Source organism: Hafnia alvei (genome assembly GCF_900095695.1).
Classification (GTDB): domain Bacteria; phylum Pseudomonadota; class Gammaproteobacteria; order Enterobacterales; family Enterobacteriaceae; genus Hafnia; species Hafnia alvei_B.
Window position 1 is genome coordinate 55,733 of sequence record NZ_FMIQ01000026.1, and the last position, 15,193, is coordinate 70,925.

Annotated in this window: 16 protein-coding genes; 14 read left to right on the plus strand and 2 right to left on the minus strand. The window is 52.6% G+C overall.

Translation table 11 applies throughout. The features are described 5' to 3' along the window. Positions 1-166 precede the first annotated feature (166 nt). The 8 genes from mdcA to mdcH all read left to right on the plus strand — a co-directional run bounded on the left by mdcA (position 167) and on the right by mdcH (position 7,416). Positions 167-1,828, plus strand: coding sequence for a malonate decarboxylase subunit alpha (gene mdcA / locus BN1044_RS06930; protein ID WP_072308084.1), 1,662 nt, complete (start codon positions 167-169; stop codon positions 1,826-1,828). Beyond that, entirely contained in the window at positions 1,828-2,682 is an 855-nt protein-coding gene (locus tag BN1044_RS06935) for a triphosphoribosyl-dephospho-CoA synthase (protein ID WP_072308085.1), read from the plus strand. Before mdcA ends, BN1044_RS06935 begins: the two co-directional genes overlap by 1 nt. 52 nt (positions 2,683-2,734) lie before the next feature. After that, positions 2,735-3,037, plus strand: a complete 303-nt coding sequence (mdcC, locus tag BN1044_RS06940) for a malonate decarboxylase acyl carrier protein (protein ID WP_072308086.1) — start codon at positions 2,735-2,737, stop codon at positions 3,035-3,037. Then, on the plus strand, positions 3,030-3,896 hold the full coding sequence (locus BN1044_RS06945; protein WP_072308087.1) for a biotin-independent malonate decarboxylase subunit beta: 867 nt from the start codon (positions 3,030-3,032) through the stop codon (positions 3,894-3,896). Before mdcC ends, BN1044_RS06945 begins: the two co-directional genes overlap by 8 nt. Next, on the plus strand, positions 3,893-4,708 hold the full coding sequence (gene mdcE, locus BN1044_RS06950) for a biotin-independent malonate decarboxylase subunit gamma (RefSeq protein WP_072308088.1): 816 nt from the start codon (positions 3,893-3,895) through the stop codon (positions 4,706-4,708). The genes BN1044_RS06945 and mdcE overlap by 4 nt, the downstream gene beginning before the upstream one ends. A gap of 173 nt (positions 4,709-4,881) precedes the next feature. Beyond that, positions 4,882-5,841 (plus strand): AEC family transporter, encoded by a 960-nt coding sequence (locus tag BN1044_RS06955; protein WP_072308089.1) that lies wholly within the window; start codon positions 4,882-4,884, stop codon positions 5,839-5,841. A gap of 13 nt (positions 5,842-5,854) precedes the next feature. Next, positions 5,855-6,484, plus strand: a complete 630-nt coding sequence (locus BN1044_RS06960) for a malonate decarboxylase holo-ACP synthase (protein ID WP_072308090.1) — start codon at positions 5,855-5,857, stop codon at positions 6,482-6,484. Beyond that, a complete protein-coding gene (gene mdcH / locus BN1044_RS06965; protein ID WP_072308091.1) occupies positions 6,484-7,416 on the plus strand; it encodes a malonate decarboxylase subunit epsilon in 933 nt (310 codons plus the stop codon). Before BN1044_RS06960 ends, mdcH begins: the two co-directional genes overlap by 1 nt. Here mdcH and BN1044_RS06970 read toward each other — a convergent pair. After that, positions 7,413-8,336, minus strand: coding sequence for a LysR family transcriptional regulator (locus BN1044_RS06970; protein ID WP_072308092.1), 924 nt, complete (start codon positions 8,334-8,336; stop codon positions 7,413-7,415). The genes mdcH and BN1044_RS06970 overlap by 4 nt on opposite strands. 245 nt (positions 8,337-8,581) lie before the next feature. Here BN1044_RS06970 and BN1044_RS06975 point away from each other — a divergent pair, with 245 nt between their 5' ends. Continuing rightward, entirely contained in the window at positions 8,582-9,172 is a 591-nt protein-coding gene (locus tag BN1044_RS06975; RefSeq protein ID WP_043491956.1) for a Yip1 family protein, read from the plus strand. A gap of 156 nt (positions 9,173-9,328) precedes the next feature. Here the strand turns inward: BN1044_RS06975 and yajD are convergent, their stop codons facing one another. Next, complete coding sequence (gene yajD, locus BN1044_RS06980) at positions 9,329-9,673, minus strand: HNH nuclease YajD (RefSeq protein WP_004096236.1); 345 nt, start codon at positions 9,671-9,673, stop codon at positions 9,329-9,331. Positions 9,674-10,047: 374 nt separating this feature from the next. Here yajD and BN1044_RS06985 point away from each other — a divergent pair, with 374 nt between their 5' ends. From BN1044_RS06985 to BN1044_RS07005, 5 genes are all read left to right on the plus strand, one after another. Then, positions 10,048-11,133, plus strand: a complete 1,086-nt coding sequence (locus BN1044_RS06985; protein WP_072308093.1) for a fatty acid desaturase — start codon at positions 10,048-10,050, stop codon at positions 11,131-11,133. Then, a complete protein-coding gene (osmF, locus tag BN1044_RS06990) occupies positions 11,082-12,014 on the plus strand; it encodes a glycine betaine ABC transporter substrate-binding protein OsmF (RefSeq protein WP_072308094.1) in 933 nt (310 codons plus the stop codon). Before BN1044_RS06985 ends, osmF begins: the two co-directional genes overlap by 52 nt. A 308-nt stretch (positions 12,015-12,322) precedes the next feature. After that, complete coding sequence (locus tag BN1044_RS06995) at positions 12,323-13,477, plus strand: ABC transporter permease (protein ID WP_072308095.1); 1,155 nt, start codon at positions 12,323-12,325, stop codon at positions 13,475-13,477. After that, a complete protein-coding gene (locus tag BN1044_RS07000) occupies positions 13,474-14,409 on the plus strand; it encodes an ABC transporter ATP-binding protein (protein ID WP_046458133.1) in 936 nt (311 codons plus the stop codon). Before BN1044_RS06995 ends, BN1044_RS07000 begins: the two co-directional genes overlap by 4 nt. After that, a complete protein-coding gene (locus tag BN1044_RS07005; protein ID WP_072308096.1) occupies positions 14,409-15,188 on the plus strand; it encodes an ABC transporter permease in 780 nt (259 codons plus the stop codon). The genes BN1044_RS07000 and BN1044_RS07005 overlap by 1 nt, the downstream gene beginning before the upstream one ends. Positions 15,189-15,193 lie beyond the last annotated feature (5 nt).

Sequence of the window (15,193 nt, forward strand, 5' to 3'; positions counted from 1 at the left end):
AGCAAAGTAAATGCCTGTTTTATAAGTCGCCTCAATCATTACTCTTTGGCTAACGATTACGTGAGTTGGTTAATTGATAGACGACTTTAGGAATTTTATGCTGGCCTCACTGCAAAAATTCTTACTCGCATGATGCGCTAATGAATTAAACCGGGGAGGTTTAGGTATGTCGCTTCATCAAACACCCACTCGCGTATGGGATACCCGCCGTCAGGAAAAAAGACGTCGCGTCGAAAGCGTGCAGGGGCTTATAAACGGAAAAGTGATTCCGACCGATGATTTAACCGCAATTCTCGAAAAACTGATTGTCTCTGGCGACCGCGTTGTTATGGAAGGTAACAACCAAAAGCAGGCTGATTTCTTATCGCGCAGTTTGGCTGAGGTTGAGCCGGCTAAAGTCCACGATTTGCATATGATCATGCCAAGCGTAGGTCGTGCAGAACATCTGGATATCTTTGAAAAAGGGATTGCTCGCAAGCTGGACTTCGCTTTCTCCGGCACCCAGAGCCTGCGCATTTCACAGCTGCTTGAAGATGGTCAGCTAGAAATTGGCGCCATCCATACCTACATCGAACTGTATTCACGCCTTTATGTGGATCTGGTGCCTAACGTGGCGCTGGTCGCCGGTTTTAAAGCGGACCGTCACGGCAATTTGTATACCGGCCCAAGCACCGAAGATACGCCAGCGCTGGTTGAAGCTGCGGCGTTTAAAAATGGTTTAGTCATCGCACAGGTTAATGAGCTGGTCGATGATGAAACTGACCTGCCACGCGTTGATATTCCGGGTTCTTGGATTGACTTCGTGGTGGTGGCCGATAAGCCATTCTTTATTGAACCTCTATTTACCCGCGATCCTCGTTTGATTAAACCCGTACATGTTCTGATGGGCATGATGGCGATTAAAGGTATTTATGCCAAGCATCAGGTGCAGTCCCTCAACCACGGGATTGGTTTCAATACTGCTGCGATTGAATTGCTGCTGCCAACCTACGGTGAGCAATTAGGACTGAAGGGCAAAATCTGTAAGCACTGGACACTGAATCCGCATCCAACGCTGATCCCTGCCATTGAAAGCGGCTGGGTTGAAACTGTTCACTGCTTCGGCGGCGAACTGGGGATGGAAGATTACATCGCGGCACGCCCAGATATTTTCTTCACCGGCAATGACGGCTCTATGCGTTCAAACCGTGCTTTCTGCCAGATGGCAGGGCAGTACGCGGTGGATATGTTTATCGGTTCCACCCTGCAAATTGACGGCATGGCGCACTCTTCAACGGTCACCCGTGGTCGCCTGTCTGGTTTCGGCGGCGCGCCAAATATGGGACACGATCCGCACGGCCGCCGTCACGCGACGCCAGCCTGGCTCGATATGATCGAAGAGCCGGATCCGTTAGCGCGGGGTCGCAAGCTGGTAGTACAGATGGTTGAAACCTTCCAAGCCGGCGCGAAGCCAACCTTCGTTGAAAAACTGGATGCGATTGACGTGGCGAAAGAGTCCGGCATGCCGCTGGCTCCGGTCATGATTTATGGCGATGACGTGACCCACGTACTGACCGAAGAAGGGATTGCCTATCTCTACCGCGCTCGCTCGTTAGAAGAGCGCCGTGCGATGGTCGCGGCGGTTGCGGGGATCACCGATATCGGTTTGGGCGTTGATGCTAAACGCGTGGCCGATCTGCGTCGTGAAGGCAAAGTGGTCTTCCCTGAAGATATGGGGATCCGCCGTACCGATGCAACGCGCTCGTTGCTGGCGGCGGGTAGCGTATCCGATCTGGTTGAGTGGTCTGACGGTTTATACAACCCACCCGCTAAATTCCGGAGCTGGTAATGAAAATCCAACCCTATTCACTCCATTCTGACGTCGATGATGCGGCAAGTTTACTCGCGAAACAGGCTACGCAAGCGCTGCTGGACGAAGCTCGTCTGTCTCCTAAACCCGGCTTGGTTGATAGCCGTGGTTCTGGCGCGCATCAGGATTTAACGCTGGATTTGATGGAACGCTCGGCACACAGCTTAACGCCGGCATTTCAGCAGCTCGCCATCGCAAGTTGGCAGCGTCCGGTAGACAGCGCGCTGCGTCAGGAGATTGGAAGAATAGGGCGGGACGGTGAGCGCAGCATGATGCTGGCGACGCAGGGCGTGAATACCCACCGTGGTGCTATTTGGGCGCTGGGGTTATTGGTGAGCGCCGTCGCCATGCAAGGGGCGAAGGGCGACGTGCACTCAACGCTCAGCCTGGCCGCGCAGGTCGCACGTTTGCCCGACCACGCAAGCCCAAAAGTATTCAGTAAAGGGCTGAGAGCGACTCAACGTTATCAGGTTCCCGGCGCACGTGAAGAGGCACAGCAAGGCTTCCCGCACGTGATAACGCTGGCTTTACCGCAGCTGTGGCACAGCCGTCAGCAAGGGGCAACGGAACAAGAAGCCCGGATTGATGCGCTGATGGCCATCATGACTTCGCTTAGCGATACCTGCGTACTTTCTCGCGGCGGCTTATCAGCATTGACCGCGATGCAACAGGGTGCCGCCGAGGTGCTGGCTAACGGTGGATATCAAACGCCAGCAGGTCGCTTAGCGCTAGCTAATTTGGAAGTCCGCATGTTGGCCGACCATGTTTCTCCCGGCGGAGCCGCAGATTTACTGGCAGCCGCGCTGTTTTTAGATAGAACCTGCCGCCATTAGGCGGGGCGTAAAGATGCGCGTCGGCTGTTAGACAACGAATAAAGAGGACGTTATGGAACGTATTGAACTGAGCTATCCGGCAAGCGAAACGCTGCCGAACAAAGCATTAAGCGGCGTCGTCGGTTCCGGCGATATGGAAGTTCTGTTTGCGCCTGAAGAGAGCGCAGGCACGCTGTCCGTGGTGATTAAAACGTCGGTGGACGGCAGTGGTCTGCGTTGGCAGCACCTATTTGAGCGCTTAGCGAGCCTGCGTACTTTGCCTGCGGGGCGGTTAGAGATTAATGATTTCGGTGCAACGCCGGGCGTGGCTCGCCTACGTATCGAACAAGTCTTTGAGGAGGCAACTCATGCGTAACGATCTCAGCTTTATCGAACTCAGCGCCCGCGAACGCGCGCGCCGTTTACTGGATGCCGGTACTTTCCGTGAATTACTTGGCCCATTTGAGCACATCACATCGCCATGGTTAGAACCTCAAGGCATTGTGACACAGGCCGATGATGGCATGGTGGTGGCTAAAGGCACCATCGAGGGAAAACCGGCAGTTATAGTGGCGGTTGAAGGGGCTTTCCAAGGCGGCAGCATGGGCGAAGTATCCGGCGCCAAAATGGCCTCAGCGTTAGAGCTGGCTGCGGAAGATAACCGCAACGGTATTCCAACGCAGGCTGTCTTGCTGTTAGAGACCGGCGGCGTGCGCTTGCAAGAGGCTAATCTCGGTTTGGCAGCCATTGCGGATATTCATGCGGCGATTGTCGATCTGCGTCGTTATACGCCGGTAGTGGGCATTGTTGCCGGTACCGTTGGCTGCTTCGGTGGTATGTCGATTGCGGCCGCGCTGTGCAGCTATTTGATCGTAACCCGTGAAGCGCGCTTAGGCCTCAACGGCCCGCAGGTGATTGAGCAGGAAGCGGGGATTGAAGAGTATGACTCGCGCGACCGCCCATTCATCTGGAGCATGACCGGTGGCGACGTTCGTTATCGCAATGGTTTTGTTGATGCCGAAGTCCCTGATGGCTTAAATGCGGTAAAACAGGCGATGAATCAGTGTATTGCCCGTGGCGTTCCTGAACAACATCGTTCAGACAAATTCGCCCAGTATCTTACCGCACTGCAAGGGTTCGATACTCGCCAACAGGCAACGGCTGAACTGGCCGCCGAACTTTTCTCTCAGAATCATCTCTCTGCTAAAAACCGTTCACAGGAGGATCGCGCATGAGCACCTCAACAGCACAAACCGCCAGCCGTGGCCGTTATTGGTTTTCCTTACTGACTCAGGGCGCGACTCAGCGTCAAGGACAATGCGAATCGGTTAAAGCCGCCGATGGTGAAATCGATGGACAGGCCGCACGTTTTATCGCGGTGGTTCCAGATGCAAATAATCACTATCCGCGCGCGGTCAACGGCGAAGTCGGTCTGCTTGAAGGCTGGACGCTGGCACAGTTGGTGAGCGAAGTCGTCGAAGCAGATAAAAACAAACCCCAGAAACGCGCCATCGTGGCTGTGATCGATGTGCCAAGTCAGGCCTATGGCCGTCGTGAAGAGGCGTTTGGTATTCATCAGGCGTTAGCCGGTGCCGCGGGTGCTTACGCTAACGCGCGTTTGGCGGGTCACCCGGTGATTGGCTTAATCGTGGGTAAAGCGATGTCGGGCGCTTTCTTAGCGCACGGCTATCAGGCTAACCGTCTGATTGCGTTTAATGACGCGGGCGTAATGATTCATGCGATGGGGAAAGAGTCTGCGGCGCGCATCACGCTGCGCTCCGTCGAGTCGCTGGAGAAATTGGCCGCGACCATTCCGCCGATGGCCTATGACATTAAAAATTACAGCACGCTGGGCTTATTAGACCAACTGTTGGACATCAACGATCCGCTTAATGCCAGCGCAGACGATCTGGCCCGCGTGACCACCGTATTGCGTGAAGCCGTTGTGGATGCTCGCCAGCAGGGTGTTGATCTCAGCAACCGCTTAGGCGCGCACAATCGCCAAAGTTCTTCTCTGGTTCGCACCCGTATGCGCGCCGAGTGGTAATGCTTTAAACACACTAAGACCGACCGTTAGTTTTAATTATAACGCTGGGAACGATGTAAATGTATCGCACCCAGCGAGTCCTCACCTGCCCGCTAACGACTGTTTTATAAAAAGAAAATAACGTTTTAACTGAATTTTTCTGTAACGCTTTTTGTTTTTATACAAGGTGATTTATGACATATGTAATTATTCACGCCCTCGCACCGATCTTCGTCATCATGCTGCTCGGCTTTTATGCCGGTAAAGCCAAGATGGTCGATAACAAGAATGTTTCTCTGCTCAATATCTTCGTGATGGACTTTGCCCTGCCAGCAGCGTTGTTTAGCGCCACGGTGCAAACCCCATGGAGCGGCATTGTTCAGCAGTCTCCGCTGATTGTGGTGCTGGTATTAGGCATGTGGGTAACCTATGCCGCGATTTACTTTATCTGCACCAAAGTCTTCAAGAAAACGCCACAGGATGCAGCGGTTCTGACGCTAACCGTAGCGTTACCTAACTACGCCGCGCTGGGTTTACCGATCTTAGGCAGCGTGCTGGGCGAAAGCTCTTCTACGTCGCTGTCGGTTGCGGTGGCTATCGCCTGTGGTTCTGTGCTGATGACGCCGTTCTGCCTGCTGATCCTCGAACGTGAAAAAGCGCGTGAGTCGGGTGCGATTCAGGGCTCAACTCTCACGATGCTGCCGGTTCTAATGTGGCGCTCGGTGAAAAAACCTATCGTGTGGGGGCCGTTGCTGGGGGTTGTATTGTCAGCCATCGGTATTCACATGCCTGAAATGGTACTGGCTTCGATCAAACCGTTGGGCCTGTCTGCTACGGCTTCGGCGCTGTTCCTGACCGGTGTGATCCTGTCTGCGCGTAAACTGAAAATCAATACCTGCGTGGTGCTGTCGAGCGTCACCAAGCTGCTGATTCAGCCCTTCATTGCGTGGGGTATCGTGTTGGCGATGGGCTTGCATGGTGATGTTGCCGTCACGGCAATTCTGATGATCGCGCTTTCTGCGGGCTTCTTCGGTATCGTATTCGGCAACCGTTTCGGCGTGCAGTCTCCTGATGCTGAAGCTACGCTGCTGATAAGCTCCGTGCTGTGTATCATCACGCTGCCGCTGTTTATTACGCTGACCGCAGGAATTTAAGTAAGGAATCAGTATGTTACGCCCGCATGACTTGATCTGGATTAACAACGTAACCTCACTCACCACGCAAGACACCATGCCGGAGTGGGTGGCACAGCAGTGGCGCACGTCATTGCCATTAGTGGTGCGACGCGATGTTCAAGATGGCGGGCGTATTCCAGTCGGGATCCGTGGCATGAAGCGCAGCCAGCGCGCGGCGGCTTGGGTCGATGAACAAAGCGTGGTGCGATGCGTCACGCCGGAATCGTTAATCGCCGATCCTATCGCGTTGCTGCAATCTTCTTTTGTTTCCCTACCGCCGGTTCAGGTGCTGATTATGCTGATGCAAACGCCGTGGCCGTGGGTATGGGGAGTAACAGGAAGCTGCGGTTACGCTTTAGCGACGGATATTCCGGTGATGCACACCGATAGCGATCTCGATTTGGTGGTGCGCTGTCCGCAAAAAATTAGCGCGGAAGAGCTGGCACACTTTGCCGAGCGTATTGCTCAGGTTCAGCTCCCGTGCCGAACCGACGTTCAGGTTGAAACCCCACTCGGGGCTTTTGCTCTGACAGAATGGCTACGCGATAAGCGCGTCATGCTGAAAACGGCAACCGGACCGGTGCTAACCCGCGATCCGTGGTCGCCGTCAGAGGAGGCATAATGAAAGTCTTATTTACTTTTCCCGGTCAAGGGCCGCAGCGTCCCGCAATGCTGCACGATTTGCCTGATAATGCTATTTCACGTTCGCTGATTGAACAGGCCAATACCGCGTTAAACGAAGACGTGTTGGCGCTAGATAGCGCCTCAGCGTTGCAAAGAACGCGTGCAGTTCAGCTATGTTTACTGATCGCGGGCGTTGCCTATGCCAGAGAGCTTCAGACGGCAGGCGTTCAGGCTGATTTTGTGAGCGGTCTGTCTATTGGTGCTTTCCCCGCTGCGGTGGTCGCAGGGGCGTTAGACTTTTCGGACGCCGTGCGTTTAGTCGCCCTGCGCGGCGAACTGATGGAAAATGCCTATCCCGATGGTTTCGGTCTTTCTGCTATTGTCGGCCTGAATTTAAATCAGCTAGAGCCGTTGATTGCAGAGGTCAATTCACCGGATTTGCCGGTTTATTTAGCCAACATCAACGCGGAAGAACAGTTTGTGATTGCCGGTAGCGAAGCCGCCATGCAGCAGGTTATGACGCTGGCGCGGGCCAAAGGCGCACATAAAACCCAGCGTCTGGCGGTCAGCGTTCCTTCACACTGCGCGCTGTTGCTGGAGCCTGCACATCAGCTGGCGCAGGCGATGCAAAACGTGGCAGTGCAACGACCAAATATTGCCTATCTCAGCGGTAGCACGGGGCGGGTGTTATGGCAGCCTGAACGTATTGCCGACGATTTGGCGTTCAATATGTCGCGCACCGTGTGCTGGCATGAAGCCATGGTTGCGGCCTATGAGCGAGAAGTTCGTTTGGCGATTGAAATGCCGCCCGGTGCCGTACTCACGGGGCTAACCCGAAAAGTGATGGAGCAAGGGGAAGCGCTTTCACGCTGCCAGCTTGGTTTGAAATCGGTCACTGATATAGTGGCTCACTATCAGAAACAGGCTTAATTGAGTGCGCGATGGGCGCGTGCGTACATGCGTCCTTCTGCGGTGAGTGCGAGCAGGTTAGGGTCTTGTTCTCGGCTGCGTGCAAATACCAAGGCAATGGTCTGTCGCATCTGATATTCACTGCACAGCGGCAGCAGTTTCACGCTGCTTTCATACACGTTTTTCATTCTGCCTGGTATCAGCGTATAGCCCACGCCAGCCTGAACCAGACTGAGCATCGAGAAAATATCGTTGACTCGGGTAACGATGTCAGGCTCGAAACCGGCAATTTGAAATGCCTCGCTAAAGCCATGATAAGTGGCAAATCCTTCCGCAAGTGCAACAAATTTCTCGTCACGATAATCACGCAAATCCGCCAAGCCCGGTTTTATCAGCGCCGATGAAGCGGGTGCCGCGAGAAAAATATCATCTTGAAACAGCGGCACGGTTTCGAATAACTGTTCGTTCACTTGGCTATCGGAAATAGAAATCAGAATGGCGTCGAGCTGCTGATTTTCTAGCTGCTGTAATAAATCCTGATTCGAGCCCATGGTGAGGCTGATTTCCACTTCAGGGCGGCGCAGTTTAACGCCCATGATGAGCTTAGGAATGGTTTCCAGCGTCAGCGAATACATGGTGCCAATTTTCATCCGCTGCTGACCAAACCCAGCGGCGATGCGGGTTTCTTCGATGCCTTTCTGGGCAAGCTCCACCAGATCGCGGGCATATTCAGCCAGCGTATGCGCGGCGGGAAGCGGCAGTAAATTACGGCCTTTATGCACAAATAACGGGCAGCGAAATCCTTCTTCCAGCGTGTGTAACGCCCTATGCACGCTCACACTGCTTAACCCCAGGGATTCTGCCGCGCGGGTGATATTTTCTTTTTCCATGAAGGCTAAAAAGATTTCTAATTTTCGCAGAGTTATTTCGCTGTCAATCATGATTCCGCCGCATAACAATCATACTAATATTAGGGAATACTTTAGCAAAATAAGGAATTTATGTTTGGCAAAAAGACAGGTTAGAAAAATTAAAGTAAATTTAGGCTGAGCCCAATGAGGGCGGGGCTTATAGAGATAAAAAAATTCCTATTTTTTTCTGTATTTTTGTGAGGGGGTTCTATACTGAAAGTGAGGGGAAAATGTGAGTGATAGTTATTCCCTCGATAGGCGTCAGGGGGTGTGTCATGAGTAACCATGTTTGGGGACTGTTATCGCATCCGGCACAGGAGTTCCGGCAAATACGGCAGGAAAATGAGTCGGTATCGCATATCTATACTCACCATGTGCTGCTGATGGCTGCTATTCCTGTCATCTGCTCTTTTATCGGCACCACCCAGTTTGGCTGGGATTTCGGCGGAGACCGCGTTTTTAAAGTAATGCCGATGACGGCGTTAGCCATTGCAGTTGTGTTTTACGGCTTAATGCTCGCCGCGGTTGGTTTTGTTGGTATGGTCATTCGCTGGATGGCTCGGGAATATGAAAACTGCCCGAGTTTAAATCAATGTATTGTGTTTGCGGGCTATGTCGGTACGCCCATGTTTATTAGCAGTATCGTATCAATATATCCGATGGTATGGCTGTGCATGCTCGCTGTTATTGTTGGTGTATGTTATAGCGGGTATTTGTTGTATCGCGGTATTCCGAATTTCCTCGGTATCACTGAAGGTCAGGGGTTTATATTTTCTGGCTCCACCTTTGCAATAGGCGTTTTGGTACTCGAGCTGTTATTAGGGATTACCGTTATCATGTGGGGCTATGGTTCGCATATTTTCTAGCCCTGCGGTGTTCAACGCAGTAGAAGTGAAAATTGTTTTGTTAATATCCACCTAGCAGGCGCTGAAGTTTATCTTCAGCGCCTTTTCTTTTTCCTGATCATATTTCAAGCCAAAGAACGGCGATTTGAACGATTAAGGAAAATAGAGCGCAGCCGCTTATTTCTTATTCAGCATCGCTTTAAGATCGGCAAACGGATTATAGGTGGCTTCACCCACGTCTTTTTGCGCATCTTCGCCCGCAATCACGGTTGAACCGTATTGATCGGCTTCGGTGTATTTTGAGTGTTCGTGATCGTGGCAATATAAACACAGAAGTTCCCAGTTGCTGCCGTCTTCTGGGTTATTGGTGTGATCGTGATCGATATGATGCACCGTTAATTCACGCAGATTGGAGTACACAAATTCACGCGAGCAGCGACCGCACACCCACGGATAGATTTTAAGCGCTTTTTCACGGTAGCCAGTTTCTAAACGGGCGTAGTTCTTAGGGATAATGGCCATCGGGGACAAACCTTAACAAGACTGAGGGATATTTCCCTATAGTAGGCGAAGTCGCGGCTCAGGCCAATCTTTGGCAGAAATTATGAGCGAACGTAGATAATAATTCCGGCCAGAATCACTCCGCCAACGCCGCCCAGTGTTAACAGTGCCATTCCTGCGATGATTGCTTTTTTCAGCATGATTGTTCTCCTAAATACAATTGCGCCGATTATACCCCGCAGCAGCCTTTGCCTCTAACCATTTTGTAACATTCAAGTCACTTTTCTGATGACTCATATATTCATTATTGTAATAAAAACTAATTTTTTAGTATTTAGTGGAATTTAAGGTTTCAGGAATACTGAGCCACATTGGATTTATGGAGTGGTTTATAGATGACATCAGCGACCAGCAAAACGCGAACATCGCACTATCTGCATGCCGAGCAGAAAAACCGTATTCGTTTATGGCAGCGTCAATGTCTGTGGCGCAGCGAGTTTCCGACGTGGTGTGTGCTGATCGCCGTGTATGGCGGATGGGCGCTGGTGGTTTACCACTGGCAGACGCTTGGCAAAGCGGTGGCAACGCCGCTGCTGATACTTATCGTGTGCTGGTATATGTCATTACAGCATGAGCTTATCCATGGGCATCCAACGCGCTGGCCGCGCGTGAATCAGCTGCTTGGCCTGTTACCGCTGGCGGTCTGGTATCCCTATGGAATTTATCGAGACTCTCATTTAGCCCATCACAACGATGACTCTTTAACGCATCCGCTGGAAGATCCCGAGTCTTACTACTTTGCCGAGTCACGTTGGCTGTACTCATCGGCGCTGTGGCGTGGCGTCATTGCGTGCCGAAATACCTTTTGGGGGCGAGTTTTGCTGGGCCCTGCGCTGGGCATTGGCGCGCTGCTCAAAAATGAGCTGCGGGAAATAATTCGCGGCAATGGTAAAAAAGTTGCCATGTGGTTGATTCATCTTTCGTTGCTGGCGTTAGTGCTCTGGATCGCCCAACTCGCGGGGATTTCAGCGTGGTGGTATCTGCTGGCGGTGAGCTATCCGGCCTTAGGACTGGCCATGGTTCGCTCGTTTTACGAGCACCGAGCGGTGGACGAACCCTCAGCCCGTTCTATTATTAATGAAGCCGCATGGCCTTGGCGGCTGCTTTTTCTGAATTTGAACTATCACCTTGTTCATCATGATTTGCCTGGGCTATCTTGGTATGGATTACGTAAAGCCTATCTGGCAGACCGCATCGAGTATCAGCTGCGCAATCACGGATTTGTGGTGCAAGGCTATTCGCAGTGGTGGAGAAATTATGCGTGGCGCTCTGTTGAAGTGACTCAGCATCCCCTAATGGGGCGAGAGGCGCAGGAGTTAACCGAGTTTTCAGGTACTAATAAACACAATAACAATGATGAGGAACCGTTATGGCAGGACATGTATTTGTGGGACGTAAGATTCTGGCATCTTTGGCGTTAATGGGGGCAGCCATGTGCACCGCGCAGGCAGCCGATGCAGTTACGGTGGGTTCCAAAATTGATACCGAAGGTTCACTGTTGGGCAATCTCATTGTGCAAACTTTGGATGCAAACGGCATCAAAACGGTGAACAAAACCCAGCTTGGCACCACCAAAGTTTTACGTGGTGCGATCGCTGCGGGAGAAATTGATATTTACCCAGAATATACCGGCAACGGGGCTTTCTTCTTCGCTGATGAAAAAGATCCCGCATGGAAAAATGCCCAGCAAGGCTATGAAAAAGTGAAGCAGCTAGATTTAGCCAAAAATCAGATTGTTTGGCTGACGCCAGCGCCGGCTAACAATACTTGGAGTATCGCGGTGCGCAACGACGTCGCGCAGCAAAACCATCTAGAATCGTTAGAAGATTTAGGTAAGTGGCTGAAGCAGGGCGGTAAATTTAAGCTGGCTGCGTCGGCTGAGTTTATTGAGCGTCCTGATGCGTTACCGGCCTTTGAAACGGCCTATGGCTTCAAATTGGATCAAGATCAGCTGCTGTCATTAGCCGGTGGAGATACCGCGGTAACGATTAAAGCCGCTGCGGAGCAAACTTCAGGCGTTAACGGCGCGATGGCCTACGGCACTGATGGACCCGTTGCCGCATTAGGTTTGAAAACGCTTAGCGATCCTAAAGGCGTGCAGCCAATCTATGCACCAACGCCAATCGTGCGCGAGGCTACGCTGAAAGCACATCCTGAAATTGCGACCGTGCTGAAACCGGTATTTGAATCTCTTGATGGCCCAACGCTGCAAAAGCTGAACGCCAAAATTGCCGTTGATGGGCAAGACGCGAAGAAAGTCGCCGCAAAATACCTGAAAGATAAGGGATTTGTGAAAGGCTAAAGTGTTTGCCTAGAGTTGCAGAAACATATTGATGGCACGTTGTTTTCCAGCCGAAGGAAAAACGGCGGGTTAGCACGAGCCACAGGGATGTGGCGAGAACCTTAGGGTGCTTGGAGCACCTCTACGGTGGTGCGTTAAAACCCAGAGTTTTGATTGAGGGGACCCGCTTTGCGGGCTGGATAACGGTGCCGAGCCGGGTTGTCAGGGGGCGGCGGCGAGCCCCCTGACATGAACGCCAGCAGGGAATTGAATGTATAGAGGATGCGATAGGCGTTCGTAACACATCAAAACTATTATAAGGGACAGAAATTTTGGTAAAAAACAGAGTCGTGCTCACACTCTGGCTGCTGATGATGTTAGCGCTCTGGCAAATGCCGCTGCTGACGCAGGCGGCAAACCGCTTGGTGTCTGGTACTGGTATGCCGCTAAGGGACATTATTCATGGCTTTGCATGGATTTTGATCCTGCCGTTTCCTGTCTTGCTTATCCTCTGCTTCTGTCCACAAAACCGCTTTTCGCTATGGCTGATTTATCTCGTCAGCGGCGCATTGTTTGCGGGTTTGCTGCTCTTGATTGCATGGCAAGCACATCGGCTAGCCGGCGATGAAGATAGCCTAGTGCGGGTTTCTTTAGGTGGCGGATTTTGGTTTATCGGCGCGTTAAGTTTGCTGAGCGGTGCCGACGCCGTGAGCCGCTTAACCCAACGCAGTGGAATACGCATTTTGGCAGCGCTGCTGATTTTGGCTCCGATACCGATCTTATTACTCAGCGGTGCGCTGGATACCCTTTCGCTGATGAAAGAATACGCCAACCGCGACGATGTTTTTAATCAGGCGCTGGGGCAACATCTCACGTTGCTGTTTAGCACGCTCGCGATGGCGTTACTTATCGGTGTGCCGCTTGGCATTGTTGCTGCGCGCTGTGAAGGACTGCGCAAGCCGATGTTTTCAGCGCTGAATATTATTCAGACTATCCCCTCAATTGCGCTATTTGGCTTGTTGATCGCGCCCCTTGCGGGGTTGGCTCAGGCATGGCCATGGTTGGGAAAATTGGGGATTAGCGGAATTGGTGCTGCGCCGGCGCTGATTGCCTTGGTGCTGTACGCGCTGCTACCGCTGGTGCGTAGCGTGGTGGCCGGCATTGAACAGGTTCCGCAGCCCGTGATTGAGGCCGCGCGCGGCGTGGGTATGACGCCGGGTCAGATCCTACGTAAGGTTGAATTGCCTCTGGCGCTGCCCGTTGTGCTCAGCGGTGTGCGAATTGTGGCGGTTCAAACCGTGGGCATGGCGGTCATCGCCGCGCTGATTGGCGCAGGAGGATTTGGTGCCATCGTTTTCCAAGGCTTACTCAGCAGCGCGTTGGACTTGGTATTGTTGGGGGTTATTCCTGTGGTTGTGATGGCGGTTACCGTGGATACCTTGTTTAAATTTTTAGTTTCTCGAATTGAAGCGACGCGACAATGATTCATTTCAAGCATGTTAATAAATATTTTGCCGGACGTCCGGCGGTAGAAGACCTCTCTTTGCATATTGCCGAGGGGGAATTTACCGTGCTGATTGGCACCTCAGGCTCGGGGAAATCGACCACGCTGAAAATGATCAATCGCTTAATCGATCATGACAGCGGTGAGCTGACCTTCGCCGGACAGGATATCAGTCATTTTAAGCCTGAGGCTTTACGTCGGCGTATGGGATATGCCATTCAATCGATTGGGTTATTTCCACACTGGACGGTGGAGCAAAACATTGCCACCGTGCCACAGCTGTTGAAGTGGCCCGCGGCGAGAATTCGCCAGCGGGTGACGGAGCTGATGGAAATGCTCAGTCTGGATGTGGCCGAGTTTCGCCATCGTTATCCGCATCAGCTTTCTGGCGGGCAACAGCAGCGCGTTGGTGTGGCGCGAGCCTTGGCTGCCGATCCGGAAGTTTTGTTGATGGATGAGCCTTTTGGCGCGCTCGATCCCGTCACCCGCACCACCTTGCAGCAGGAAATCGCCCGCATACATACCTTGTTAGGGCGCACCATTGTTTTGGTGACACACGATATTGATGAGGCGCTGAGCCTTGCCGACCGTATCGTGCTGATGGACGCCGGAAAGGTGGTCCAGCAGGGAACACCGCAGGCGTTGCTGAATCAGCCGGTGAATGATTTTGTGCGTCAATTCTTTGGCCATAGCGACGTTGGGATCAAGCTGTTGGGATTAGACGTGGTGGCTTCACGGGTGCGCCGCGGCGAGCTTCTTCACGGTGAGCCAATTCGTTGCGATCTTAATTTACGTGATGCGATGTCGGTCTTTATTTACCGTCAAGTTGACCGTTTACCCGTTATTGATGAGGCAGGGCAGCCGGTCGGCGTGCTCTATTTTGCCGATTTGGTAAAGAAAACGGAGGCATGATGCAGGGGCAATATCATTCGATAGCCCGGCGCTGGTACTTCGATCCTTTGCTGTGGGGGATCGCGCTGCTCATTGGGCTCAATAGCGGAATGGCGCATATGGGGCAGTTATTTAGCGTCTTATTTCCGGAGCTTTCACGGCCGGTTTATCAGCAAGACAGCTTTTGGTCGCTCACGCTGGCGCATGTTTCGTTAGTGGCGATTTCCAGTTTGATTGCCGTAGCGATCGGCGTGAGTGCGGGTTTACTGGTTACTCACCGTGGCGGACGCGAGTTTCGCTCAATGGTGGAAACTATTACTGCGGTGGGGCAAACATTTCCGCCTGTGGCGGTGCTGGCGGTGGCGGTGCCGCTGATGGGCTTCAGCCCAGAGCCTGCGGTGATTGCCTTGGTGCTGTATGGTTTGTTGCCTATTTTGCAGGGAACCATTAGCGGGATTGAATCGGTGCCCGCCGCGGTACGAGAGACGGCCCGAGGGGCGGGAATGAATCCTTGGCAGATCCTGTGGCGAGCGGAAATTCCCTTAGCCGCGCCGGTGATCTTGGCCGGTGTGCGCACCTCCGTCATTATCAATATCGGTACCGCAGCCATTGCTTCAACGGTTGGGGTAAAAACGCTAGGTTCGCCTATTATTATTGGGCTAAGTGGTTTTAACACCGCTTACGTTATTCAGGGCGCATTGCTGGTGGCGCTATTGGCGATGATTACCGACGCGGCGTTCGAGCGCTGGGTAAATTATTTAACACGTTGGCGACAGGTGCCACCGTCGACAGAGGGATGATAAAC

Coding starts and splice junctions, on each gene's coding strand:
- mdcA (WP_072308084.1), top strand. CDS start 167: ATGTCGCTTCATCAAACACCCACTCGCGTATGGGATACCCGCCGTCAG.
- BN1044_RS06935 (WP_072308085.1), top strand. CDS start 1,828: ATGAAAATCCAACCCTATTCACTCCATTCTGACGTCGATGATGCGGCA.
- mdcC (WP_072308086.1), top strand. CDS start 2,735: ATGGAACGTATTGAACTGAGCTATCCGGCAAGCGAAACGCTGCCGAAC.
- BN1044_RS06945 (WP_072308087.1), top strand. CDS start 3,030: ATGCGTAACGATCTCAGCTTTATCGAACTCAGCGCCCGCGAACGCGCG.
- mdcE (WP_072308088.1), top strand. CDS start 3,893: ATGAGCACCTCAACAGCACAAACCGCCAGCCGTGGCCGTTATTGGTTT.
- BN1044_RS06955 (WP_072308089.1), top strand. CDS start 4,882: ATGACATATGTAATTATTCACGCCCTCGCACCGATCTTCGTCATCATG.
- BN1044_RS06960 (WP_072308090.1), top strand. CDS start 5,855: ATGTTACGCCCGCATGACTTGATCTGGATTAACAACGTAACCTCACTC.
- mdcH (WP_072308091.1), top strand. CDS start 6,484: ATGAAAGTCTTATTTACTTTTCCCGGTCAAGGGCCGCAGCGTCCCGCA.
- BN1044_RS06970 (WP_072308092.1), bottom strand. CDS start 8,336: ATGATTGACAGCGAAATAACTCTGCGAAAATTAGAAATCTTTTTAGCC.
- BN1044_RS06975 (WP_043491956.1), top strand. CDS start 8,582: ATGAGTAACCATGTTTGGGGACTGTTATCGCATCCGGCACAGGAGTTC.
- yajD (WP_004096236.1), bottom strand. CDS start 9,673: ATGGCCATTATCCCTAAGAACTACGCCCGTTTAGAAACTGGCTACCGT.
- BN1044_RS06985 (WP_072308093.1), top strand. CDS start 10,048: ATGACATCAGCGACCAGCAAAACGCGAACATCGCACTATCTGCATGCC.
- osmF (WP_072308094.1), top strand. CDS start 11,082: ATGGCAGGACATGTATTTGTGGGACGTAAGATTCTGGCATCTTTGGCG.
- BN1044_RS07000 (WP_046458133.1), top strand. CDS start 13,474: ATGATTCATTTCAAGCATGTTAATAAATATTTTGCCGGACGTCCGGCG.
- BN1044_RS07005 (WP_072308096.1), top strand. CDS start 14,409: ATGCAGGGGCAATATCATTCGATAGCCCGGCGCTGGTACTTCGATCCT.